Here is a 21,215-nt window from a genome sequence, read left to right as displayed (position 1 = left end):
GTGCACCTTCTCTTAAGGAACGAAGCATGAGATTTCTTGACCGTGAACGGGCTGCCCTGACGCGCCTGTTGCCCGGCCTGGGGGAAGCCCTTTCCGCCTGTCCGCTGATGGATTTGGAACAGCCCGGCGGACCCGGTATCGAATTGTTCCGCAAATTCGGCGGGCCCGGCCTGCTCGTCCCCACCGAATACCGGGGACGCGGCGCGACCGCGCTGGAGGCGCTCCAGGTGCAGCGCGCGCTCGGCGCCCTGTCGCCGTCGCTCGCCGTGGCGACGACCATGCACCAGTTCTCGATGGCGTCCCTGCTCGGGCTCGGCCAGGCCGGCGACGGCCTGGAGTGGATGCTGGTCGAGGGGATCGCCGCCGACAACCGCGTCATGGCGTCCGGCTTCGCCGAGGGCCGTCCCGGCGGCGGCATCCTCAGCCCCACGATGACGGCCACACAGACGCCCGAAGGCGTACGGATCAGCGGCGTCAAGCGGCCGTGCAGCCTGGCCGGCTCCATGGACCTGCTCACCGCGAGCGTCCTGGTGCCGCGCGAGGACGGCGAGGGCCAGGAAATGGCCGTGGCGATGGTGCCGGTGGGCAGCGAGGGACTGACCGTCGAGCCGTTCTGGAACAGCCGGTTCCTCGCCGGCGCGGAAAGCCACCAGGTCACGCTCACCGACGTGCTGGTGCCCGGCGAACTGGTGGTGCGCACGGACGCGGGCCCAGGACAGCTCGACGCGTTGCAGACGGCCGGGTTCGTCTGGTTCGAGCTGCTGATGACCGGCAGCTACCTCGGGGTCGCCAGTGCCCTGGTCGAGCGGGTCCTGCGCAACGACAAGGTGCCCGAGCCCGACCGGATCCGCCTGCTGGTGGAGATCGAGGGCGCGATGGCCGCGGCCGAGGGCATCGCCCGCCGCGCGATGGCCGAGGACGGCCTGGACGAGACGGCGCTGGCCGACTCCCTGTTCATGCGCTACAGCGTCCAGGACGCCCTGGCCCGGGTCGTGCCGCGCGCCGTGGAACTCCTGGGCGGCATGGCATTCATGGGCGGCGACGAGGTCGGCTACCTCGCCGCCTGCACCGGCGGCCTCGGCCTGCACCCGCCCGCCCGCACCAAGATGACCGGCCCGCTGGCCCAGTGGCTGGCCGGCGGCCCACTGACCATCACCTGACAGGGGGACACCACCATGACATCGAGCACCGCACGCCCCACGCTCCTCCTCAGCGGAGGCACCGGGGTCGTGGGCCGCGCCCTGATGGACGAGCTGGCGGACGACTACGACATCGTCTGCCTGCGCCACCGCACGCCCGTCGAGGACCCGCGGGTACGGGCGGTCGAGGCCGACCTGACCGCGCCCGGCCTCGGCCTGGACGCGGCGGCCCGCGACCGGCTGGCCGCCGAGGTGGACGTGGTGCTGCACTGCGCCGCCGCCACCAACTGGCGCGCCGAACCGGCGGAGATCCGCCGGATCAACCTGGCCGGCACCACCACCATGCTGGAGATGGCCGCCCGGGCCGGCGCGCCGCTGTACTTCATGAGCACCGCCTTCGTCGCCAACCCGCTCTCCGCCGCCGACGCCCGGCGCTTCCCCGGCGCCGGCGCCTACCTCGCCTCCAAGGTCGAGGCCGAGCAGGCCGTACGGGACGCCGACGTACCCGGCGTGATCCTGCGCCCCTCGGTCGTCATGGGCGACTCCCGCACCGGCCACATGGCCGGCGCGCAGGGCTTCACCAAGGCGTTCGGCGCGGTCATCAAGGGACAGGTGCCGGTGCTGCCCGGCGCCCCCGACGCGCGGATCGACGTCATCCCGCAGGACCTGGTGGCCACCGCCACCGCCGACCTCATCCGCTCGGGCGTCACCGCCGGGGAGTTCTGGCTGACGGCGGGCGAGCACGCCATCCGGCTCGACGAGGGCGTCGAGATGTGCCTGGACTTCGCCGAGAACTACGGGCCGCGCCCGCACCCGCCCCGGCTGATCCCCATCGAGGCGGTCGACCGGCTGCTGCTGCCGATGCTGGAGGGCGCCAACCTCCCGCCCTCGATCCGCACCCGGTTCCGCGAGTACACCGAACTGCTGCTGGTCTTCCAGCAGGAGCTGCCGTTCGCCTCCTCGCTCGGGCAGCCGCACTGCGGCAGCGCCCCGACCCGCGAGCTGATCCGGTCGGCGCTGGAGCTCACCGTCGAGCAGTGGGCGCGCGGCCCGCGCGGTCTGCCGGCCGCCCGCGCCACCGTCCCCGCGGGCAACGCGACCACCGTGCTGGGGGCGACGGCGTGAGCGTCCTCGGCAGCGTCGAGCACACCACCGGGCCCGTCGAGGCCGAGGTGCTGGAGCAGTACCGCGCCCACCTCGGCCGCGGGCGCGCGGTGGTGGGCTCCGTCCTCGGCGGCATGGTCGAGACGGGCTCCGAGGGGGCGTGGGTGAGCGTCGCGGACGGCCGCCGCTTTCTGGACCTGGGCGGCTACGGCGTCTTCATCCTCGGCCACCGCCACCCCGCCGTGGTGGCCGCCGTCCACGCCCAGGTGGACCGGCACCCGCTCGCCACCCGCCTCTTCCTCGAACCGGTCGCGGCCCGCGCCGCCGCCGCCCTCGCCGAGCAGGCGCCGCCCGGCCTGGACCAGGTCCACTTCGTCAACTCCGGCGCCGAGGCCACCGAGGCCGCGCTGAAACTGGCCCGGGCCGGCGGCCACCACGCCCTGATCACCACCCGCGCCGGATTCCACGGCAAGACGCTGGGCGCGTTGAGCGTCACCGCCAACGCCACCTACCAGAGCCCCTTCGAACCGCTGCTGCCGGACACCACCCAGGTCCCCTACGGCGATATCGGCGCACTGCGCGAGGCGCTGGCCGCGCGCGGCGAGCGGGCCTGCGTGATCCTCGAACCGGTCCAGGGCGAGGGCGGCGTCCGCATCCCGCCGCCCGGCTATCTGCGCGCGGTCGCCGATCTGTGCCGCTCCCACGGGGCGTTCCTGATCGTCGACGAGATCCAGACGGGCCTGGGGCGGCTCGGCTCCTGGTGGGGCGTCGACGCCGAAGAGGTGGTGCCCGACGTCCTGCTCGTGGGCAAGGGGCTCAGCGGCGGCGTCGTCCCGGTCGCCGCGATGCTGGCGACCGAGAGCGCCTACCGTCCCTTCGGCCGCGATCCCTACCTGCACACCTCCACCTTCGGCGCCTCACCGATCGCGTGCGCCGCCGCGTACGCCGCCGTACGCGCCATCGACGAGGAGGGCGTGGTGGAGCGCGCCGCGGCGCTCGGCGAGCGGCTGCGCTCCCAGGTCGAGGCGGTCTGCGCGCCGTACACCGGCGGGCTGGTGCGGGAGGTGCGCGGCCGCGGCCTGCTGATCGGCGTGGAGTTCGCGCGGGAGCAGGCGGTCGGCGAGACGGTGCTGGAGCTGGTCAACCGCGGCGTGCTGGTCAACCACTCGCTCAACTCCAACCTGGTCATGCGGCTGACCCCGCCGGCCGTCCTGAGCGAGGAGCAGACCGAGCTGTTCGCCTCGGCGCTGGCCGAGTCCCTGGCCGCCGTCGCCACCCGCATGGCGCGCTGAGCACCGCCGCCGGGGCGCCGCTCAGGCACCCGCGATTTCCGATACCCGACACCAAGGAGCACCGCCATGCGTGAGGTAACCATCCGGGTGGCCACCCGGAACCGCTCGGCCCTGGCCGCCTACGAACTCGTCAGCGACTTCCGCCGCTACCCCGAACTGACCGACAAGGTCTCCGAGATCACCGTCCACCCGCCCCAGGCCGACGGCTCCCTGCTGTCCGACTGGAGCGTCATCTTCCGCAACGGCCTGATGCGCTGGAGCGAGCGCGACACCTTCTCCCCCGAGCGGCTGACCGTCACCTTCGAGCAGACCAAGGGCGACTTCGACGTCTTCCGCGGCTCCTGGGTGTGCGAGCCGGACGGCGACGGCGCGACGGTGACCTTCACCGCCGCCTTCGACCTCGGCATCCCCACCCTGGCCGAGATCCTCGACCCGGTCGCCGAGGACACCCTGCGGGAGAACATCGTGCGCATTCTGGAGGGGCTGCTGGGGGAGATCACCGTGGTCGAGCTCGCCGACGCCCGCCATGGCTGACCCGGCGGTGGCGCTGCGGGCCGGGCCGCACGACGCCCCGGCCCCCGCCGCGCCGGCGCCCGGCGCGTGCCTGGACCTGTACGCCCAACTGGCGTCCGGCGTCTGCGTCGTGACCGCCCGGGCGGAGCACGGCCCGGTGGGCGCCACGGTCTCCACCGTCACCTCCCTCTCGGCCCGGCCGCCCCTGCAGTCGCTGTGCCTGGACAACGGCTCGCGCACCCTGGCCGCGATCCGGGCCGCCGGCGCCTTCGGCGTCCACCTGCTGCACGAGCGGCAGCGCGGCTGGGCACGGCGCTGCGCCGACCCCTCGGTGGCGGCCGCCGAACGCTTCCGCGCGCTGGACGTGCGCAGCGTCCTGGGCGTGCCGGTCCGGGCGGATGTCCTGGCCTGGTCGGTGTGCTCGGTGGAGGACCTGCGCCGCTACGGCGACCACCACCTGGTCGTCGGCCGGGTGCGCGCCGTCCACGTCGGCGCGGGCGAACCGCTGTTGTGGCACGACCGCGGCTTTCACGTACTGCACCGGCCGGCCGTACGCGCCGTGCCCTACGACGACGGCCCGGGCGGGCCGGGGGGAGAGGAGAGCGGATGAGCACCGCGCATCCGCCGTCCCCGGCGGGCGCGGCCCAGTTGGTCCAGGGCCCGCCCTGGCAGCGCGGCGGCCCGCCACCCGGCGCGCCCGCCACCCTGTCCGCGCCGCCCGTGACCGGCGCGCTGACCGCGGACGTCACCGTGGTCGGGGCGGGCCTGGCCGGCCTGTCCACGGCCTACCACCTGGCGCGCCTCGCCCCCGGCACCGACATCGCGGTCATCGACGCCGCGGGTCCGGCGGCGGGCGCCAGCGGCCGGGGCACCGGGCTGCTCGGCCCGCGCGCCGGGCCGCCGGCCGACCGTGCCGTACGCCGCTTCGGCCCGGCCGTGGCGCGGCGGATGCACCGGGCCAGCCAGGACGCGGTGGCCCGTACCACCGAGCTGTGCGCCGCGCTGGGCGTCCCGGTGCGGGCCGGTGAACAGATCGTCGCGGCCCGGTCGGCCGCGGGCCTGGCCCGGCTGTCCCGCCAGGCGCGCGCCTATCAGGCGCTGGGACTGGACGTCCCGGTCCTGGGCGCCGCCGACATCCGGCGGCGGGTGGACCTGCCCTACCAGGCCGGTCTCCTCTACCGGGAGGCGGCCACGCTCGACCCGGCGGCCCTGACCACCGCTCTCGCGCACGCCTGCGCCGCCCAGGGGGTGCGCCTGTACGGCGGTTCGCGCCTGGTGGCCTGGCACGCCGGGCGGCCGCGCGGTGCCGAACTCGCCTTCCCGCACGGCGGGATCCGCACCCGCGCCGCCGTCCTCGCCGTCAACGCGGGCGCCGCGGCGCTGGACCTGCCGGTCGGCACGGTGCTGCCCCTGGACGTGCACGCCCTGGCCACCGAACCGCTCGCCCCCGAGGCCGTCGCGGCGCTGGGCGGACCGACCGGCAGCGCGCTGATCGGCGCCGTCCCCCTGACCCCGTACTTCCGGCTGACGCCCGACGACCGGCTCGTGATGGGCGGCGGTCCCGCCACCCTTCCCGGCGACGACACCACCGCCGCCCGGCGATGGCTGGAGGAGCGGCTGCGGTCGCTGCACCCCCTGCTGGCCGAGGTGGTGGTCAGCCACCGCTGGACCGGCCGGATCGCCATGACCGGCGACGACCTGCCGGTGGTCGGGCCGCTCGCCGGGGCGCCGGACATCTGGTACGCGGGCGGCTGCTGCGGGCACGGCCTGGCCCTGTCCGTCGCGCACGGCGCCCACCTCGCCGAACGGCTGCTCGGGCGCCTCCGGGGCGCCGCCCCCGCGGACGACACCGGCGGCGGGCGGGACCTGCCCTGGCACCGCGCCGCCGCCCCCACGCTCCCGGTGGGCCGCGGCCCGGGGCGGGCCGCACTGCGCGGCTACCTGGCCGCCCTGGAGCGCGCCGCGCGTCGCGCGCACTGACCGGCGGGCGACTCCGGATCCGTCCGAGGGTGCGCCGCGCACCGACCGTAAAACCAGTGAGAGACAGGAAAGGGGAACGGGGATGCCCGGCACGATTGCCAGAAGTCCGCACGACGTGCTCCAGGACAACTTCCGCAAGCCGGACGGGGTGGCCGGCGCGCTGGTCGGGCACCTGATGACGGTGCAGCACCGCAGCCTGACCCGGTGGACGATCGAACACCTCGACGTCCGCCGCTCCCATCACGTCCTCGACATCGGTTGCGGCAGCGGCATGGCGGTCGAGCTGCTGTCCCGCCGCGCCACCCTGGGACACGTCGCCGGCGTCGACTACTCCCCGGCCATGGTCCGCCAGGCCGTACGCCGCAACGCCGCCGGCATCGCCCGGCGGCAGGTGACGATCCAGCAGGGCGACGCCGGCCGACTCCCTTACCCCGACGCCACGTTCGACCGGGTCAGCGCCATCGAGACGTTCTACTTCTGGCCCGACCCGATGCGGGGACTGGCGGAGGCGCTGCGGGTGCTCAAGCCCGGCGGGCGCCTCGCGGTCACGCTGGAGATGAGCAAGGAGGCCGCGGACCGGCCGACACCCGTGCAGCGGGCCTTCGGCAAGCGCTTCACCGAGCGGTCCGAGCGAGACGGGCTGCGCATCCTCTCGGGCGCGGAGCTGACCGGCATGCTGGACCGCGCCGGATTCCAGGACACCCGCCATGTCGCGGAGCCCCGCCGGTCACTCGGCTGGGTCTGCGCCCTGGGCCGCAAGTAAGGGCGGATCATGCCGACACAGACCCTCACCGAACTCCCCGGCCTGCGCCAGCCCGCGCCCGAGGTGCGCGGACTGCCCGTGCTGGGCAGCGTCCTGGACTTCCGCCGCGACATCCTCGAAGCCCTGCACCAGGGCTGGCAGGAGCGCGGCGACCTGGCCCGCTACCACCTCGGCCCGGTGCCCGTGCACGGCGTCTCCAGCCCCGAGCTGGCCGGCGAGGTCCTCACCGACAGCCCCACCTACGGCAAGCTCGGTGCGGACAACCCGCTGCGGCTGGTGCTCGGCGAGGGCCTGCTGACCAGCGACAACCACGAGAGCTGGCTGCGTAATCGGCGGATGATGCAGCCGATCTACACCAAGCAGGCCATCTCCCGGATGTTCGGCACCATGTCCGCGGCGGTCGAGGACCACATGGCCCACCTGGCCGCCACCTACCGCACCGGCGACCCCGTCGACCTGCACACCGAGCTGATGCGGGTCACGCTGGACATCGTCAGCCGGTGCATGTTCAGCACCGACATCACGGACGACCTCGGCGATATCGGGCCCGAGGCCGTCGAGGTCGCCGTCAACTACGCCTTCGACCGCCTCCAGAACCCCTTCAGCCCGCCCACCGCGTGGCCCACCCCGCGCAACCGCAGGTTCCAGCGGGTGATGGCGGCCATCGACGAGCTGATCTTCCGGATCATCGGCGAGCGGCGGGCCGAATCCGGCGACGCCGGCCGCGGCGATCTGCTGGACATGATGCTGGCGGCCCGCGACGAGGACACCGGCGAGGGCATGAACGACCGGCAGCTTCGGGACGAGGTGATCACCACCTTCGCCGCCGGCCACGAGACCACGGCCGTCACCCTGAGCTGGACCTTCTACCTCCTCTCCCGGCACCGGGACGTGCTGGCGCGGGCCCAGCGGGAGGTGGACGAGGCGCTGGGCGGCCGTACGCCGACGGCGGAGGACCTGCCCGCCATGCCCTTCACCCTCCAGGTCTTCGAGGAGTCGATGCGGCTCTACCCGTCGGCGCCCATCGTGCCCCGACTGGTCCTGAAGGACACCGAGTTGGGTGGCTTCCGCCTGCCGCGCGGCTCGCGCGTCCTGGTCGACCTCTACAACATCCACCGCCACCCGGCCCACTGGAGCGACCCCGAGCGCTTCGATCCGGACCGTTTCGGGGTGGGGGCGCGCAAGGGACGGCACCGCTTCGCCTACCTGCCCTTCGGCGCGGGACCGCACCTGTGCATCGGCAAGCACTTCGCGCTCATGGAGGCGCATCTGCTGCTGGCCGCGATGATCCAGCGGTACGAATTCCGCCATGTGCCCTCGCACCGCGTCGTCAACCACGCCACCATCACGCTGCGGCCCCGCTACGGCATGGTCATGACGATGCATGAACGGCGCGGCACCCGGGGAGGCAAGGCCGAGGCCCCGCCGGCACCCCCGGCGGGGGCGAGCACGCCGCGCTGACCACCCTGCCGCCCGCCCCGCGCACCCAGCAGAACGGAGCACCCTCGATGGCGATGGAAACCGACAGCGCGCACACCCTGCCGCTCAACACGATTCAGTACCGCACCGGCCAACAGGCCGGCCACTACGAGAGCTTCTACCAACGCGGCAACCACCCCACCGAACCGCGCGCGTTCTGGATCAGGTACACGATCTTCAGCCCCGCCGGAATGCCGGACGCCGCGATCGGCGAGCTGTGGGCGATCTACTTCGACGGCGTCACCGGCCGGCACGTCGTGGCGAAGGAGGAACACCCGCTGTCCGACTGCGAGTTCACCGCCGGCTCGTTCGGCGCGCGGATAGCCGACCGGGTGCTGGAGGCGGGCCGGCTCAAGGGCGAGGCGAGCGGGCCCAACGGCAGCATCGGCTGGGACCTGCGCTACGACGGCGGGGAGCCGCCGCTGTTCCTGCTGCCGCGCGGGATGTACTCGGGCGGATTCCCCAAGGCCAAGAGCCTGGTCGGCATGCCGCTGGCGCGCTACGAAGGCAGCCTGGACGTCGACGGCGAATCGATCGCGATCGACGGCTGGACCGGCAGCCAGAACCACAACTGGGGCAGTCAGCACACCGATTACTACGCCTTCGGGCAGGTGGCCGGGTTCGACGACGCGCCCGACAGCTTCCTGGAGATCGTCACCGCCCGCGCCAAGATCGGTCCGGTGCGCACGCCGCTGGCCACCTTCGCGGTGCTGCGGCACGAGGACCGCGAATACGCGCCGGTCTCGCTGCGCAGGGCGCTCGGCGCGAAGGCCCGGTTCGGCTATTTCTACTGGGACTTCGCCACCGGCGACGACACCGTCGCGATCCGCGGCCGCTTCAGCGCCCGCGCGGAGCAGTTCGTCGGGCTCAACTACTACAACCCGCCCGGCGGTATCAAGCACTGCCTCAACACCAAGATCGGCTCGTGCGAGCTGGAGGTCCGTAACAAGGTCACCGGCAAGGTCAGCAGGCTGCGCACCGAGCACCGCGCGCTGATGGAGATCCTGACCGACGACCGGGACCACGGAATCGAGATCCGGGCATGAGCGGTGGCGCGGGGCAGCCGTTGGTGGTGTCGGAGAGCATCGTGGCGCGGGTCGACGCCGCGGAGGCGTACGCCACCGTCAGCGACGTCGCCCGTATGGGCCGCTGGAGCCCGGAATGCCGGGGCGCGTGGGTGGTGGGCCGCGACCGCACGCCGCGGGTGGGAATGCGCTTCATCGGGCGCAACCGGGCGGGATGGCTGCCGTGGGCGACGTCGTGCCGGGTGGTGGAGGCCGAACCGGGCCGCGCATTCGCCTTTCGGGTGTCTTTTCTCGGGATCGGGCTGGCGCAGTGGAGTTACCGGTTCGCCGCCACCGCCGACGGTTGCGAGATCACCGAGGAATGGCTGGACCGGCGGGCGGGAATCCTCGCCCGCGTTCTGGTGATCCTCACTCCGCTGGTCACCGGAGTGGTCCGGCGCGTCGACCGTAACCGCGAGACGATGCGGGCCACGCTCCGGGCCCTGCGGGACGATCTGGAATCCCGGAGCGGATGACGGCGGGCGCCGCGTCGCCGGCCGTCGGCCTTCTTCCTTGAGCCGCAGTTCCCTCCGGGGGCTGCGGCTCTCGGCTTGTCAAATAAATAAACCCTTGAGAGTCAATGCTCCGAATGTGGATGGGCTGTGGAAGATTGCGTAACAAGATCTACGAGCTCCCCGACGCCCCGGGTTGCTTGATAGGGTTGTCTATAGAAAAGGTAAAGGGGGCGGTCGGCCCCGGGCTGTGGCGTAGGTAGCGTAACGTTCTGCATTGGGGGAGTGTTGAATTTACGGGGTGGCGCACTCGGATATTCTGCCGCAGATTGCGGAGAACCCCGGACGCGTGTGCCGTGGTGTGAAATCATCGCCCATCGCGACCGGCTCACAAGAATTGTCCGCAGACGCCTTTCCGATCCTCAGGATGTCGAGGACTGCGTCCAGGAGACGATACTGCGGGCCGCGTCCAGCGCGGACCTCGACCGGTCGCGTATCGGGCAGTTCCTGACGTCGGTGGCGCTCCGGCTGTGTATCGACCAATACCGCTTCGTGGATCGCAACCGCCGCCTCGCCCAGCGAGCCGCGCCCGCCATGGAATCGGAGGGGCCGGAGGAGTCGGTCTGCGACGAAGCCTTCGGCCGCTGGCTGTTTTCCCAGCTCACCCACCTCAAGGGGCGTGAACGTGAGGTGATGCTGGCCCGGGTGCGCGGTATTTCCACCGCCGAATTCGCCCGGCACAACAATATTACGGTCAAGGCCGCCGAATCCGCTTTCACGCGGGCCCGGGCCCATCTCAGCCGCGTTTCACGAAGAGAGTTGTACGCCGCCTGAGCCGGGCCCGATCAATTCCCTTACCTCATCGGTTTCCGCGGCCCTCACCGTGTCGAGGGCCGCGGCCGCCGTCGGGGCGTAAGGGGCCGTCACCGCAAGCGTCGCCAGAATCTGGTCCACCAGCCACCGCTGGAGAATGTCCCGGCCCGGCCGGCGCGTCTGGAGCCAGTTCAGTGCGGTGGTCTCCGCGACGGCGATCCAGGACCGCAGCGCCAACTCCACCATCGCCTCCGGTTCCCGGATGTCGAGATGCCGGCGGAGTTCGCGCAGGGCGGCGCGCCGAATGTCGTCGACCATCACGCCCAGTTGGTTGGTCTCCGTGACGAATCCGCCGCGGAGCAGGGCGGTGAAGCCGGCGCCGTGCTCCTCGATGAAGTCGAAATAGCGCTCCAGCACACGTGCCAGGCGGGCGCTGGGCGGACCGTCGAGCGGTTCCTCGAAGCGCCACATCAGTTCGTCGGCCGCGCGCCGCAGTACCGCCTCGCGCAACTCGTCCTTGCCCTTGAAATAGCGGTAGACCAGCGGCCGCGAGGCGCCGCTTTCCGCGGCGACATCGCTGAGGGAAACGCTCTCCGGCGCCCGGCGCCCGAACAGCTCCAGGGCGGCCTCGATGATTTGCTCGCGTCGTTCGTCGACACTGAGCCGGCGGCGGATCGTCTCGGGCATAAGCGCAACTCTAACCGCGGCAGGGGGAGTTGAATAGTGCGACGGATTCCGCCGCCGCGGCCCCCGGGGAGTTCAGCGCGCGCCGTTCCCCGCCTCGCCGCTTCGGCCCTCTTATCTTCCGCCCGCCCCGCTTTCGCCGCCCGCCGCCTCCCCGTCCTCGCGCGCACCGAGCCAGGTGTCCAGCTCGCGGCGCGTCCGCCGGTCCATGGCCAGGGAGAGTTCGGCCTCGACGACGCCCTTGGACAGCGGGCGGAGCTTGTCCATGGTCTCGGCGATGCGGTCGATGTCGTGCGGGCCGGGCGGCCGGCCGGCGCAGGCGTGCTCCAGCACGTCGGGCAGGACGTGGGTGCGGATGAGGGTGGTGAAGATGTCGGCGAGGGCGTCGGCGTGGACGCGCACCCGGCGGCCGGCCTCCAGGACGGCGGCGAGCGGGACGCCCTTGTCGACGAGTTCGGTGGAGGCGTCCAGCAGGCGGCGGCTGATGTGGACGAACTCGTCGCCGTCGACGGCGAGGTAGCCCATGTCCAGGGAGGTGGCGAGGTTGTCGGCGGTGATGTCCTGGCTGAAGTGGTCGGCCAGTTCCTCGGGCGTGAGGCGGACCGGGGTCTCCTCCGACCAGGACGGCACGAGGGTCTGGTCCAGGCCGAGCAGTTCGCCCACGTCCCGGCCGCTTTCGAAGGCGGAGAGGAGTTCGGCGATGCCGCCGAGGGTGTGGCCGCGTTCGAGGAGGGTGCCGATGATGCGCAGCCGGGCCAGATGGTGCTCGTCGTACCAGGCGATCCGGCCCTCGCGGCGGGGTGGCGGGATGAGCTTGCGTTCGCGGTAGAAGCGCAGGGTGCGTACGGTGATGCCCGCTTCCTCGGCCAGCTCGGCCATCCGGAATTCGCGTGCCCGGCGCTGCTCGCGCTCCTCGTTCGCGTTCTCGTTGGCTGCCACCCGCTCACCCTATGCCGGGGGCGGGCCGCCGATCCGGGGTGCAACCGGCGGTAACTTCCCGGCGCCCGACCCCTACCGCTCGGTACGTCACTGCCCTACTCTCCATCGTGCCAGCGATTGCTGGCGCGATTGAGCGAACTCGGGAGGCGGCGGCATGGCCGAGCGCGAGCAGGAGCACAAGCGGGTGGCGGTGATCGGATCGGGGTTCGGCGGCCTGGGGGCTGCCGTACGCCTGCGCCGCCAGGGCATTACGGACTTCGTCGTCCTGGAGCGGGCCGGCTCGGTCGGCGGCACCTGGCGGGACAACACCTATCCGGGATGCGCGTGCGACGTGCCCTCGCATCTGTACTCCTTCTCCTTCGCGCCCAACCCGCGATGGCCGCGCAACTTCTCCGGTCAGCCGCACATCCGCGCCTACCTCGAACACGTCACGGACACCTTCGGGCTGCGCCCCCACCTCCGCTTCGACTCCGAGGTCCAGAGCCTGCGGTGGAACACCGAGGAACTGCACTGGGAGATCGAGACGGCGAGCGGGGCCCTCACCGCGGACGTGGTCGTCTCGGCCACCGGCCCGCTCTCCGACCCCAAGATCCCCGAGATACCGGGCCTGGAGACCTTCCCCGGCAAGGTCTTCCACTCCGCGCGCTGGGACCACGACCTCGACCTGCGCGGCAAGCGCGTCGCCATGATCGGCACCGGCGCCTCCGCCATCCAGATCGTCCCGGCCATCCAGCCCGAGGTCGACCGGCTCACCCTCTTCCAGCGCACACCGGCCTGGGTGCTGCCGCGCGCCGACCGCAAGATCACCGCCGCCGAGCGCTGGCTGCACACCAAGGTCCCCGCGACCCGCGCGGCCCGCCGCGGCCTGCTGTGGGGCATCCGGGAACTCCAGGTCAGCGCCTTCACCAAGCGCCCCGACGAGCTGGGACTGATCGAGGTCCTGGCCAAGGCCCACATGAAGAAGGCGGTCAAGGACCCGGTGCTGCGCGCCGCCCTCACCCCCGACTACCGCATCGGCTGCAAGCGCATCCTGCTCTCCAACACCTACTACCCGGCCCTGACCCGGCCCAATGTGGAGGTCGTCGCCGCCGGGCTGAAGGAAGTGCGCGGCAGCGTCCTGGTGGGCTCCGACGGCAGCGAGACGACGGCCGACGCGGTGGTCTTCGGCACCGGCTTCCACGTCACCGACATGCCGATCGCGCACCGCGTCACCGGCGCCAACGGCACGACGCTGGCCGAGGAGTGGAAGGACGGCATGGAGTCGCTGCGCGGCGCCAGCGCGGCCGGCTTCCCCAACTTCCTGACCATCATCGGCCCCAACACCGGCCTCGGGAACAGCTCGATGATCCTCATGATCGAGGCGCAGCTCAACTACCTGGCCGACTTCATGCGGCAGCTCGACGTCCTCGGCGGCAAGATCGCGCTCGACGCCCGGCCGTCCGCCGTACGGCAGTGGACGGCCGGAATCCAGAAGCGGATGGAGCGCACGGTGTGGAACACCGGCGGCTGCGATAGCTGGTACCTGGACGCCGCCGGCCGCAACACCACCGCCTGGCCGGGCACGACGGGCGAGTTCAAGCGGGTCACCCGGCAGGTCGACCTCGCCGAGTACGAAGTGCTGCGGCCCCCGGCCGCGCGGCCCGCCACCGCCGGCGACAAGACCGCGGAGGTGGCCGCGTGAGCCGCCCGCCGCACGTCACGACCGGGCCGTACGCGCCGCCCGCCCCGCGCGAGGAGCTGACCGTCACCTCCGTTGACGGCTCCCGGCTGTACGCCCAGATCCACGGCCCCCAGGACGCCCCCGCCGTCGTCCTCGCCCACGGCTGGACCTGCTCGACGGCCTTCTGGGCCCCCGTCGTCCGCGCCCTCGCCGACGACCACAAGGTGGTGCTCTACGACCAGCGCGGCCACGGCCGCAGCCCCGCCGCCGGGCCCGGCGGCTACAGCACCGACGCGCTCGCCGACGACCTCGCCGCCGTCCTGGACGCCACCTTGCAGCCCGGCGAGCGGGCCGTGCTGGCCGGCCACTCCATGGGCGGCATGACGGCGATGGCCGCCGCCGGCCGGCCGCAGTTGAGCGAGCGCGCCGCGGCGGTCCTGCTGTGCAGCACCGGCAGCGCCGACCTCGCCGCCGACTCCCGGGTGATCCCGCTGCGCACCCCCGGCGGCCGCCGCCGGGCGCACCGGCTGATGCTGACCTCCCGTGTCCCGCTCGGCCCGGTCACGCCGCTGGGCAAACGCGCCTTGAAGTACGCCACGATGGGCCCCGGTGCCACGGCCGAGCAGGTCGAGGCGTGCGCCCGGATCGTGCACGGCTGCCCGCCCGGCATACGGTCCCGCTGGGGCAGGGTGCTGGCCGGGCTCGAACTGACCGGCGACCTGGCCCGGTTGCACGTGCCCACCGCCGTCATCGCCGGCACCGCGGACCGGCTCACCCCCCTCGTCCACGCCCGCCGGCTGGCCTCCGTACTCCCCGATTTCCTCGGACTGACCGAGCTGCCGGACATCGGCCACATGACCCCCGTCGAGGCGCCGGACGTGGTCGGCGGACGCATCCGCGACCTCGTCCGGGACCATCTGCACACCCTCAAGCCCCCGCCCCGGCCGGTTCCCCCGGCCCGGCGGGGCGGCAAGCGGCACACGAAGGAGAAGACGGTATGAGCGCGAGCGGGAAGCTTCAAGGGCAGGTGGTCGTCGTCACCGGCGCCGCCCGCGGGGTCGGCGCGCTGCTGGCGCGCAAGCTGTCGGCGCGCGGCGCGACGCTCGCGCTGGTGGGCCTGGAGCCGGACGAACTGCGCGCCGTGGCCGCCTCGTTGCACGGCCCGGCGCACCACTGGTACGCCGATGTCACCGACCACGAGGCGATGGCCAAGGTCGCCGGGGAGGTCAAGGACCGCTTCGGGAAGGTCGACGTCGTCGTCGCCAACGCCGGGGTGGCGACCGGCGGTCCGTTCGTGGACTCCGACCCGGTCGCCTGGAAGCGGGTCATCGAGGTGAACCTCATCGGCGGCGCGGTCACCGGCCGCGCCTTCCTGCCGGTCCTGCTGGAGTCGCGCGGCTACTTCCTCCAGATCGCCTCGCTGGCCGCCCTCACCCCCGCGCCGATGATGACCGCGTACTGCGCCTCGAAGTCCGGTGTCGAGGCGTTCGCGCACAGCCTGCGCGCCGAGGTCGGCTACAAGGGCGTACGCGTCGGGGTCGGCTACCTGAGCTGGACCGACACCGACATGGTGCGCGGCGCCGACCGGGACGAGATCATGCGCGAACTGCGCTCGCGGCTGCCGTGGCCGTCGAACAAGACCTATCCGCTGGGCCCCGCGGTCGACCGGATCGTGGCGGGCATCGAGCGGCGCTCGGCGCATGTGTACGGCCAGTGGTGGCTGCGCGGTATGCAGTCGCTGCGCGGCTACCTGCCGGCGGTCATCGGGTCGGTGGGCCAGCGCGAGATGCGGCGGTTCGGCGACCGGATCGACGGGATGAGCGTGGGGCTGGTCGGCGCGGGCGGGGAGGCCGACGAGAAGGCGCGAACCAACCGCTGAGGGTGCCGTGGTGGGGGTCCCGGGGGCTCCGGGCGGACCGGTCGTCGTGCACGGAGAGTGGCGCTTCGTGATCGAAATGCGACGAATGTCCGTTCATGTCACGCTGGTCGAGCCCGATCCCCGAACCCCCACAGGAGTGAACAGTATGGGCATCCAGGACCAGTTCAAGGACAAGGCCGAGCAGCTCAAGAACGACGCGCAGCGCCGGATGAGCGACGCCAAGGAGCGTGGCCAGGGCAAGCGCGAGAAGCGTGATCAGCAGGGCGGCGAGAGTGACCGGAAGGCCCGCGAGCGTGCCCAGCGGGCCCGCGAGGAGGGCCAGGACACGCTCGACGACATCGATGACCGCTTCTAGAGCTGACGTGGCAGGTCGTTGAACGCCGCGCGGGGCCGCCGCCCCGCGCGCACGAGGGGCGCACCCGTACATCCGGGCGCGCCCCTCGGTGTGCTCGCGCCCGCGGCTACCCGGTGGGCTCGTCGAGCCCCGCCACCACGCGCCCCAGCAGCTCCCGCAGTTGGCCCGACCCGTCCTCGCCGACGGCGTCCGCCATCCGCGCCTCGACCGCGAGGGCCGCGGCGTCCGCCTTGCGCAGCAGCGCCCGGCCGGCCCGGGTCAGGCGGGTGACCAGCACCTGGGCGTGATGCTCCGACGGTGTGCGCGCGATCAGGCCGCGCCCTTCCAGGGCGGTGAGCAGCGGTCCCATGCTCTGCGGAGTGACCTGGCAACTGCGGGCCAGGCGCGCGCCGGACATGTCGGGGGCGACGGAGAGCGCGTACATCGCCGCGTACTGCGGGACGGTCAGGCCGAAGGGGCGCAGCGCGCGGGTCTTCGCGGCGATCATGGCGTGCTCGGCCCGCTTGAGGTGGGTGCCGAGACGAGCCTCGCCCGCCTGTCGAAGGCGTTCCTCGGCGTTCATCGAGCTCCCGGTCCCGTCCGCTGCCTGCTGCCTGTCTGGTGCCCGCAGCTTAACGCGCCGCCGGGAGACCGTCGGCGGCGCGCTGGACAAGTTCCCGTCCGCGCATCAAGATATGTCCAGTCCATCAGGGTCCTGTTGGTTAACAAGGTCCGTATAGACGCGGGCCTGGACACATGTGAGGAACAGACATGGGCAGTGCCGAGGTCCCCCTTGCCGGCGGCCTGAGCCGGGTCGGCTACCTGCGGACCGGCAGCGGTCCCGGCCTGGTGCTGGTGCCCGGCACCGGCGCCACCGGCCAGGCCAACTGGGCTCCGCTGATCGAGGCGGTGCGCGACCGCTTCACCGTCGTCGCGCCCGACCTGTCCGGCAGCGGTGAGACCACCGATCCCGGCGGGCCGCTGAGCGTCGAGGACCTGGCGGCGCAGGTCGAGGGCGCGGCCGCGGACGCGGGGCTGACCGGCTACCACCTGGTCGGCCACTCGCTGGGCGCCGTGGTCGCGGCCGCCGTCGCCGCCCGCCGCCCGCCCGCCGTACGCTCCCTCGCCCTGCACGCGGGCTGGATCACCACCGACCCGCGGATGGCCTTCCAGTTCGACCTGTGGGCCCGGCTGGTGCACGTCGACCCCGAACTCCTCGCCCGGCTCCTCCAGTTGACGGCGATGAGCGCGACGGGCCTGGCCGCCCGCGGCGCCGGCGACTTCGACGAGGCGGTGGCCGGCTTCACGTCGCTGATCGACACCCGCATCCTGCGGCAGATCGCCCTCGACGCCGTCGTGGACATCGCGCCGTTGGTCGGCCGCATCACCGCCCCCACCCTGGTCATCGCCGGCGCCGACGACCGGATCGTCCCGCCGCCGCACCAGCGCGAGCTGGCCGAACGCATCGCGGGCGCCACCTACGTCGAACTCCCCGGCGGTCACGCGATGCCGTTCGAGGACCCCAAGCCGCTCACCGACACCCTCGTCGCCCACCTGGACCGGCACAGCCGCTGAGCACCCGGCCCGCGCCACCCGGCCCGCCTATGGGCGGCCGGTCGGCGCGCGGTCAGCCCTCGCGCGGCGGGAGCGGGGGGCGGCGCAGGTCGGGTACGTCGGACAGGTCCGGCGGGGTCGCCGCCGGATGGCGTTCGAGCAGTTCCAGGGCGGTGCGCACGGCCACGCCTAGCTGGGGGTGGCGGCCCTCGGCCCAGTGCAGCGGCGAGCGGAGCGCCTCGATGTCGACCTCCACGCCGTGGTTCTCCACCCCCCAGCCGTAGAGCTGGAACCAGGCGGCGTTCATCGGCACGGTGATCGAGGTGCCGTCGCCCAGCCGGTGCCGGCCGGTCATCCCGACCACCCCGCCCCAGGTGCGCATGCCGACCACCGGACCGATGCCCTGGAGCTTGAACGCCGCGGTGATCATGTCGCCGTCGGACGAGGTCATCTCGTCGGCGACCGCCACGACCGGGCCGCGCGGCGCGTTGCTGGTGTACGACACCGGCTGCGCGTCGCGGGTCAGGTCCCAGCCCATGATGTGCCGGGTCAGCTTCTCGATCACCAGCTCGGAGATGTTGCCGCCGGCGTTGCCCCGGACGTCCACGATCAGCGCGGGCCGAGAGACCTCCATCCGCAGGTCCCGGTTGAACTGCGCCCAGCCGGAACCGCCCATGTCGGGGATGTGCAGATAGCCGCACTTGCCGCCGCTCAACTCCCGTACCACCGCCCGGCGTTTGGCCACCCAGTCCTGGTAGCGCAGCGGGCGTTCGTCGATGAGCGGCACGATGGCGACCCGGCGCGGCGGCCCGCCGTCGGGCGGCGCGAAGGTCAGCTCGACGGTGGTGCCGCCGGCCGCCGCCAGCAGTGGGTAGGGGCCGGCCACCGGATCGACCCGGCGGCCGTCGACATGGGTGAGGGCCGCGCCCTCGCGGATGCCCGTACCGGCCAGCGGCGAGCGGGCCTTGGAGTCGGAGGACTCGCCGGGCAGGATCCGCCGCACCACCCAACGCCCGTCGCGGCGGACGAAGTTGGCGCCGAGCAGGCCCATCGCGCGCTGGTAGTGCGGCGGGCCCTCGTTGCGGCGGGCGCCGGTGACGTAGGCGTGCGAGGTGCCCAGTTCGCCCAGCACCTCGCGCAGCAGATCGGCGAACTCGTCGGGGGAGGCGACCCGTTCGAGCAGCGGGCGGTACTGCGCCAGCACCGCGTCCCAGTCGATGCCGCACATCCCCGGCTCCCAGAAGTACGCCCGGACGATCCGGCCCGCCTCCTCGAATGCCTGGTGCCATTCGGCCTCGGGGTGGACCTCGTGGAGGATGCGCCGCAGGTCCAAAAAGACCGTCGAGTCGCTGTCCGGCGTCTCGGTCGCCGGCACCGCCCGCAGATCACCCTCGTCGTTGACGACCAGCCGGGTGCCGTCGCCGCTGAGCGCGAACCCGTCCAGGGAACTGGTGAGTTCGGTACGCCGGGCCTTGACCAGGTCGAAGTGTTCGAGGGTGGGCTGGCCCGAGGTGTCGGCGGGGTTGGCGAACGTCTCGCCCAGCGCGCCGGAGATCGGCCAGCGCAGCCAGACCAGGCCGCCGCCGCTGACCGGGCGGAGGGAGGAGTACTTGGACGCCGCGACCGGGAACGGCGTGACCCGGTTGGCCAGCCCCTCCACCTCCACCAGCAACGGCCCCTCGCCCACCGGCGGGTTCTCCGCCGGGTCCAGACCCCCCGCCGCCGGCCGCCCCTCGGGCGACAGCGCGAAGGGCGAGGGCGTCGCGGACGACAGCGGTACGAGATACGGCCGGCAGCCCAACGGGAAGGACAGGTCGCCGGTGTGCACGTCGTAGACCGGGTCGAAACCGCGCCAGGACAGGAACGCGAGATAGCGGCCGTCGCGGGTGAAGACCGGCTGCTCGTCCTCGAAGCGGCCGTTGGTGACGTCCACGATGTGCCGGTCGGCGAGCCGGGCCATCTTGATCTGCCGCAGCGAACGGCCGATACCGGGGTGCGACCAGGTCAGCCAGTCCGAGTCGGGGGAGAACGCCAGGTCGCGGACCGGGCCGTTGTCGGAACGGACCAGCTCGGTGACCTCGCCGGGCCCGGGGAGGGCGTCCGGCCCGGCGGCGGGCAGGAGGCCGCCGCCCTCTTCCGCGCCCGGCGGCGCCCCGGGCCCGGCGGCCGCCTCCGCCGCGCCGCTTTCGGCCTCCTCCGGTACCGCCTCCGGCTCGCCCGGTTCCTCCTCCGGCACCTCGTCCGGCATCGTCTCCGCCGGCTCCTCGTCCGGCGGGGCGACGTTGACCAGCAGCAGCCGGCCGTCGTGGGCGGCCACCGCGAGGCGTTCGCCGTCCGGGGAGGAGACCATCTCGTGGACCCGGCCGAGCCGCCCGGCGGCCAGCCGGCGCGGTTCGCCGGGGGCGCTGGCCCGGGGCAGATCGCAGATCTCGATCGCGTCGTCGCCCTCGGCGTCGGTGACGTACGCGATCCGGCCGGTCGAGCCGAGCATCTCCGGCAGCCGCACGCGGACGCCGGGGATGTCGTGGATGGCGCGGGCCGGGCCGTCGCGGTGGGTCAGCCAGTACAGGCTGCCGCGGACGGCGACCGCGCTGGCCCGTCCGGTGGCGTCCACGGCGAGCGCGGTGACGTGCGAGGCGGCCGGGACCTGGTAGGTGCGGCGGCCGGCCCGCGGCCCGCCGAGCCGTACGGTCAGCTTGCGCGGCGCCGCCCCCGGGCCGAGGTCGTCGATCAGCCAGAGGTCTCCGGCGCACTGGTAGACGATGCGCGAGCCGTCGGTCGAGGCGTGCCGGGCGTAGAAGTCGGCGTGGTCGGAGTGGCGGCGCAGGTCGGTGCTGTCGGGCAGGCAGGAGTAGACGTTCGCGGTGCCCTCGTGGTCGGAGAGGAACGCGATCCGACCGCCGACGAACATCACCGAGTCGAGGTGCCCGTGCAGCTCCGGCATCAGCCGGGTGCCGTGCAGCCACATCCGGCCCGTCGCCCCGCCGCGATAGCGCTTCCAGGCGGCCGGCTCATGCGGCGGCTTGCCGCTGAGCAGCAGGGTGCGCCGCTCCCCGTCGAAGTCGGCGACGGCGATGTCGGAGACCGGGCCCCAGGGAAGCTGCCCGCCGGGGCTGCCGTCGGTCGGCAGGCTGTAGGCCCAGGAGTAGTACGAGAAGGGCTGGCCGTGCGAGGAGACGGCGAGGATGTGGGCGGTGCCGTCCTTGTCGGGCGGCGTCCAGCCGCAGACCCGGGCGTCCGTGCTGCCCCAGTACGTCAGCCGGCGGGCCGGGCCGCCGTCGACCGGGGCGAGGTGCACCTCCGGGTCCAGGCTGCGCCAGGTGGTGAAGGCGATGTGCCGGCCGTCGGGGGAGAAGCGGGGGTGGCTGACGCGGGTGCGGTCGACGGTCAGCCGCCAGGCCCGGCCGGGCTCCTCGCCGGCCGGGGCGAGCGGGGCCACCCACAGGTCGTCCTCGGCGGCGAAGCAGAGCAGGTCGCCGTGCAGATGGGGGAAGCGCAGGTAGGAGCCGGGCGGGGGGCCCGGCTCGGTGGGCATTCTGCGCAGCCGGCCGGGAGGTCCGGCGGGG

20 protein-coding genes are annotated in these 21,215 nt (G+C 73.1%); 16 read left to right on the top strand and 4 right to left on the bottom strand.

The features are described 5' to 3' along the window. Positions 1 to 26 precede the first annotated feature (26 nt). The 11 genes from ACZ45Z_RS12270 to ACZ45Z_RS12220 all read left to right on the top strand — a co-directional run bounded on the left by ACZ45Z_RS12270 (position 27) and on the right by ACZ45Z_RS12220 (position 10,620). On the top strand, positions 27 to 1,160 hold the full coding sequence (locus ACZ45Z_RS12270; protein WP_468360316.1) for an acyl-CoA dehydrogenase: 1,134 nt from the start codon (positions 27 to 29) through the stop codon (positions 1,158 to 1,160). A 15-nt stretch (positions 1,161 to 1,175) separates the two neighbouring features. Next, complete coding sequence (locus tag ACZ45Z_RS12265) at positions 1,176 to 2,264, top strand: SDR family oxidoreductase (RefSeq protein WP_468360313.1); 1,089 nt, start codon at positions 1,176 to 1,178, stop codon at positions 2,262 to 2,264. Next, complete coding sequence (locus tag ACZ45Z_RS12260; protein ID WP_468360310.1) at positions 2,261 to 3,535, top strand: aspartate aminotransferase family protein; 1,275 nt, start codon at positions 2,261 to 2,263, stop codon at positions 3,533 to 3,535. The genes ACZ45Z_RS12265 and ACZ45Z_RS12260 overlap by 4 nt, the downstream gene beginning before the upstream one ends. 66 nt (positions 3,536 to 3,601) lie before the next feature. Continuing rightward, the gene (locus ACZ45Z_RS12255; RefSeq protein WP_468360307.1) at positions 3,602 to 4,069 is read left to right on the top strand and encodes an SRPBCC family protein; all 468 of its coding nucleotides are present in this window, start codon (positions 3,602 to 3,604) and stop codon (positions 4,067 to 4,069) included. Continuing rightward, positions 4,062 to 4,658 carry a flavin reductase family protein gene (locus tag ACZ45Z_RS12250; protein ID WP_468360304.1) on the top strand — a complete coding sequence of 199 codons (597 nt, stop codon included), beginning with the start codon at positions 4,062 to 4,064 and terminating at the stop codon, positions 4,656 to 4,658. Before ACZ45Z_RS12255 ends, ACZ45Z_RS12250 begins: the two co-directional genes overlap by 8 nt. Beyond that, positions 4,655 to 6,028, top strand: a complete 1,374-nt coding sequence (locus ACZ45Z_RS12245) for an NAD(P)/FAD-dependent oxidoreductase (RefSeq protein ID WP_468360302.1) — start codon at positions 4,655 to 4,657, stop codon at positions 6,026 to 6,028. The genes ACZ45Z_RS12250 and ACZ45Z_RS12245 overlap by 4 nt, the downstream gene beginning before the upstream one ends. Before the next feature lie 82 nt (positions 6,029 to 6,110). Continuing rightward, positions 6,111 to 6,791: a class I SAM-dependent methyltransferase gene (locus ACZ45Z_RS12240; protein ID WP_468360299.1), complete on the top strand. Its 681-nt coding sequence runs from the start codon at positions 6,111 to 6,113 to the stop codon at positions 6,789 to 6,791. 9 nt (positions 6,792 to 6,800) lie between these two features. Then, entirely contained in the window at positions 6,801 to 8,252 is a 1,452-nt protein-coding gene (locus tag ACZ45Z_RS12235) for a cytochrome P450 (RefSeq protein WP_468360296.1), read from the top strand. A 47-nt stretch (positions 8,253 to 8,299) separates the two neighbouring features. After that, a complete protein-coding gene (locus ACZ45Z_RS12230; RefSeq protein ID WP_468360293.1) occupies positions 8,300 to 9,316 on the top strand; it encodes a hypothetical protein in 1,017 nt (338 codons plus the stop codon). Continuing rightward, entirely contained in the window at positions 9,313 to 9,810 is a 498-nt protein-coding gene (locus ACZ45Z_RS12225) for an SRPBCC family protein (protein WP_468360290.1), read from the top strand. The genes ACZ45Z_RS12230 and ACZ45Z_RS12225 overlap by 4 nt, the downstream gene beginning before the upstream one ends. Before the next feature lie 327 nt (positions 9,811 to 10,137). Next, positions 10,138 to 10,620 carry an RNA polymerase sigma factor gene (locus ACZ45Z_RS12220; protein ID WP_468360287.1) on the top strand — a complete coding sequence of 161 codons (483 nt, stop codon included), beginning with the start codon at positions 10,138 to 10,140 and terminating at the stop codon, positions 10,618 to 10,620. Here ACZ45Z_RS12220 and ACZ45Z_RS12215 read toward each other — a convergent pair. Together ACZ45Z_RS12215 and ACZ45Z_RS12210 are read right to left on the bottom strand one after the other, a co-directional pair. Continuing rightward, positions 10,594 to 11,286 (bottom strand): TetR/AcrR family transcriptional regulator, encoded by a 693-nt coding sequence (locus ACZ45Z_RS12215; protein WP_468360284.1) that lies wholly within the window; start codon positions 11,284 to 11,286, stop codon positions 10,594 to 10,596. The two genes, ACZ45Z_RS12220 and ACZ45Z_RS12215, sit on opposite strands and share 27 nt — an antisense overlap. Positions 11,287 to 11,397: 111 nt before the next feature. Further along, the gene (locus ACZ45Z_RS12210; protein WP_468360791.1) at positions 11,398 to 12,162 is read right to left on the bottom strand and encodes a MerR family transcriptional regulator; all 765 of its coding nucleotides are present in this window, start codon (positions 12,160 to 12,162) and stop codon (positions 11,398 to 11,400) included. Between the two features lie 214 nt (positions 12,163 to 12,376). On the opposite strand from ACZ45Z_RS12210, the gene ACZ45Z_RS12205 reads away from it, so the two are divergent. From ACZ45Z_RS12205 to ACZ45Z_RS12190, 4 genes are all read left to right on the top strand, one after another. After that, on the top strand, positions 12,377 to 13,903 hold the full coding sequence (locus tag ACZ45Z_RS12205) for a flavin-containing monooxygenase (RefSeq protein ID WP_468360281.1): 1,527 nt from the start codon (positions 12,377 to 12,379) through the stop codon (positions 13,901 to 13,903). Next, entirely contained in the window at positions 13,900 to 14,883 is a 984-nt protein-coding gene (locus ACZ45Z_RS12200) for an alpha/beta fold hydrolase (protein WP_468360278.1), read from the top strand. The genes ACZ45Z_RS12205 and ACZ45Z_RS12200 overlap by 4 nt, the downstream gene beginning before the upstream one ends. Then, a complete protein-coding gene (locus tag ACZ45Z_RS12195) occupies positions 14,880 to 15,761 on the top strand; it encodes an SDR family oxidoreductase (protein WP_468360276.1) in 882 nt (293 codons plus the stop codon). Before ACZ45Z_RS12200 ends, ACZ45Z_RS12195 begins: the two co-directional genes overlap by 4 nt. A 145-nt stretch (positions 15,762 to 15,906) precedes the next feature. After that, positions 15,907 to 16,116 (top strand): hypothetical protein, encoded by a 210-nt coding sequence (locus ACZ45Z_RS12190; RefSeq protein ID WP_468360273.1) that lies wholly within the window; start codon positions 15,907 to 15,909, stop codon positions 16,114 to 16,116. A 106-nt stretch (positions 16,117 to 16,222) separates the two neighbouring features. Here ACZ45Z_RS12190 and ACZ45Z_RS12185 read toward each other — a convergent pair whose 3' ends face one another. Then, entirely contained in the window at positions 16,223 to 16,678 is a 456-nt protein-coding gene (locus ACZ45Z_RS12185; protein ID WP_468360270.1) for a MarR family winged helix-turn-helix transcriptional regulator, read from the bottom strand. 188 nt (positions 16,679 to 16,866) lie between these two features. Between ACZ45Z_RS12185 and ACZ45Z_RS12180 the strand changes: the two genes are divergently transcribed. Next, positions 16,867 to 17,670 carry an alpha/beta fold hydrolase gene (locus ACZ45Z_RS12180; protein WP_468360267.1) on the top strand — a complete coding sequence of 268 codons (804 nt, stop codon included), beginning with the start codon at positions 16,867 to 16,869 and terminating at the stop codon, positions 17,668 to 17,670. A 52-nt stretch (positions 17,671 to 17,722) separates the two neighbouring features. Here the strand turns inward: ACZ45Z_RS12180 and ACZ45Z_RS12175 are convergent, their stop codons facing one another. After that, a complete protein-coding gene (locus tag ACZ45Z_RS12175) occupies positions 17,723 to 21,184 on the bottom strand; it encodes a S41 family peptidase (protein WP_468360788.1) in 3,462 nt (1,153 codons plus the stop codon). Positions 21,185 to 21,215 lie beyond the last annotated feature (31 nt).

This window comes from Streptomyces sp. NPDC031210 (assembly GCF_055570395.1).
This window is presented reverse-complemented; position numbering and strand designations above follow the sequence as displayed.

Bases quoted from the DNA above. Each gene is read 5' to 3' on its own strand.
- ACZ45Z_RS12270 (WP_468360316.1), top strand. From the start codon at position 27: ATGAGATTTCTTGACCGTGAACGGGCTGCCCTGACGCGCCTGTTGCCC.
- ACZ45Z_RS12265 (WP_468360313.1), top strand. From the start codon at position 1,176: ATGACATCGAGCACCGCACGCCCCACGCTCCTCCTCAGCGGAGGCACC.
- ACZ45Z_RS12255 (WP_468360307.1), top strand. From the start codon at position 3,602: ATGCGTGAGGTAACCATCCGGGTGGCCACCCGGAACCGCTCGGCCCTG.
- ACZ45Z_RS12250 (WP_468360304.1), top strand. From the start codon at position 4,062: ATGGCTGACCCGGCGGTGGCGCTGCGGGCCGGGCCGCACGACGCCCCG.
- ACZ45Z_RS12245 (WP_468360302.1), top strand. From the start codon at position 4,655: ATGAGCACCGCGCATCCGCCGTCCCCGGCGGGCGCGGCCCAGTTGGTC.
- ACZ45Z_RS12240 (WP_468360299.1), top strand. From the start codon at position 6,111: ATGCCCGGCACGATTGCCAGAAGTCCGCACGACGTGCTCCAGGACAAC.
- ACZ45Z_RS12235 (WP_468360296.1), top strand. From the start codon at position 6,801: ATGCCGACACAGACCCTCACCGAACTCCCCGGCCTGCGCCAGCCCGCG.
- ACZ45Z_RS12230 (WP_468360293.1), top strand. From the start codon at position 8,300: ATGGCGATGGAAACCGACAGCGCGCACACCCTGCCGCTCAACACGATT.
- ACZ45Z_RS12225 (WP_468360290.1), top strand. From the start codon at position 9,313: ATGAGCGGTGGCGCGGGGCAGCCGTTGGTGGTGTCGGAGAGCATCGTG.
- ACZ45Z_RS12215 (WP_468360284.1), bottom strand. From the start codon at position 11,286: ATGCCCGAGACGATCCGCCGCCGGCTCAGTGTCGACGAACGACGCGAG.
- ACZ45Z_RS12210 (WP_468360791.1), bottom strand. From the start codon at position 12,162: ATGGCCGAGCTGGCCGAGGAAGCGGGCATCACCGTACGCACCCTGCGC.
- ACZ45Z_RS12205 (WP_468360281.1), top strand. From the start codon at position 12,377: ATGGCCGAGCGCGAGCAGGAGCACAAGCGGGTGGCGGTGATCGGATCG.
- ACZ45Z_RS12195 (WP_468360276.1), top strand. From the start codon at position 14,880: ATGAGCGCGAGCGGGAAGCTTCAAGGGCAGGTGGTCGTCGTCACCGGC.
- ACZ45Z_RS12190 (WP_468360273.1), top strand. From the start codon at position 15,907: ATGGGCATCCAGGACCAGTTCAAGGACAAGGCCGAGCAGCTCAAGAAC.
- ACZ45Z_RS12185 (WP_468360270.1), bottom strand. From the start codon at position 16,678: ATGAACGCCGAGGAACGCCTTCGACAGGCGGGCGAGGCTCGTCTCGGC.
- ACZ45Z_RS12180 (WP_468360267.1), top strand. From the start codon at position 16,867: ATGGGCAGTGCCGAGGTCCCCCTTGCCGGCGGCCTGAGCCGGGTCGGC.
- ACZ45Z_RS12175 (WP_468360788.1), bottom strand. From the start codon at position 21,184: ATGCCCACCGAGCCGGGCCCCCCGCCCGGCTCCTACCTGCGCTTCCCC.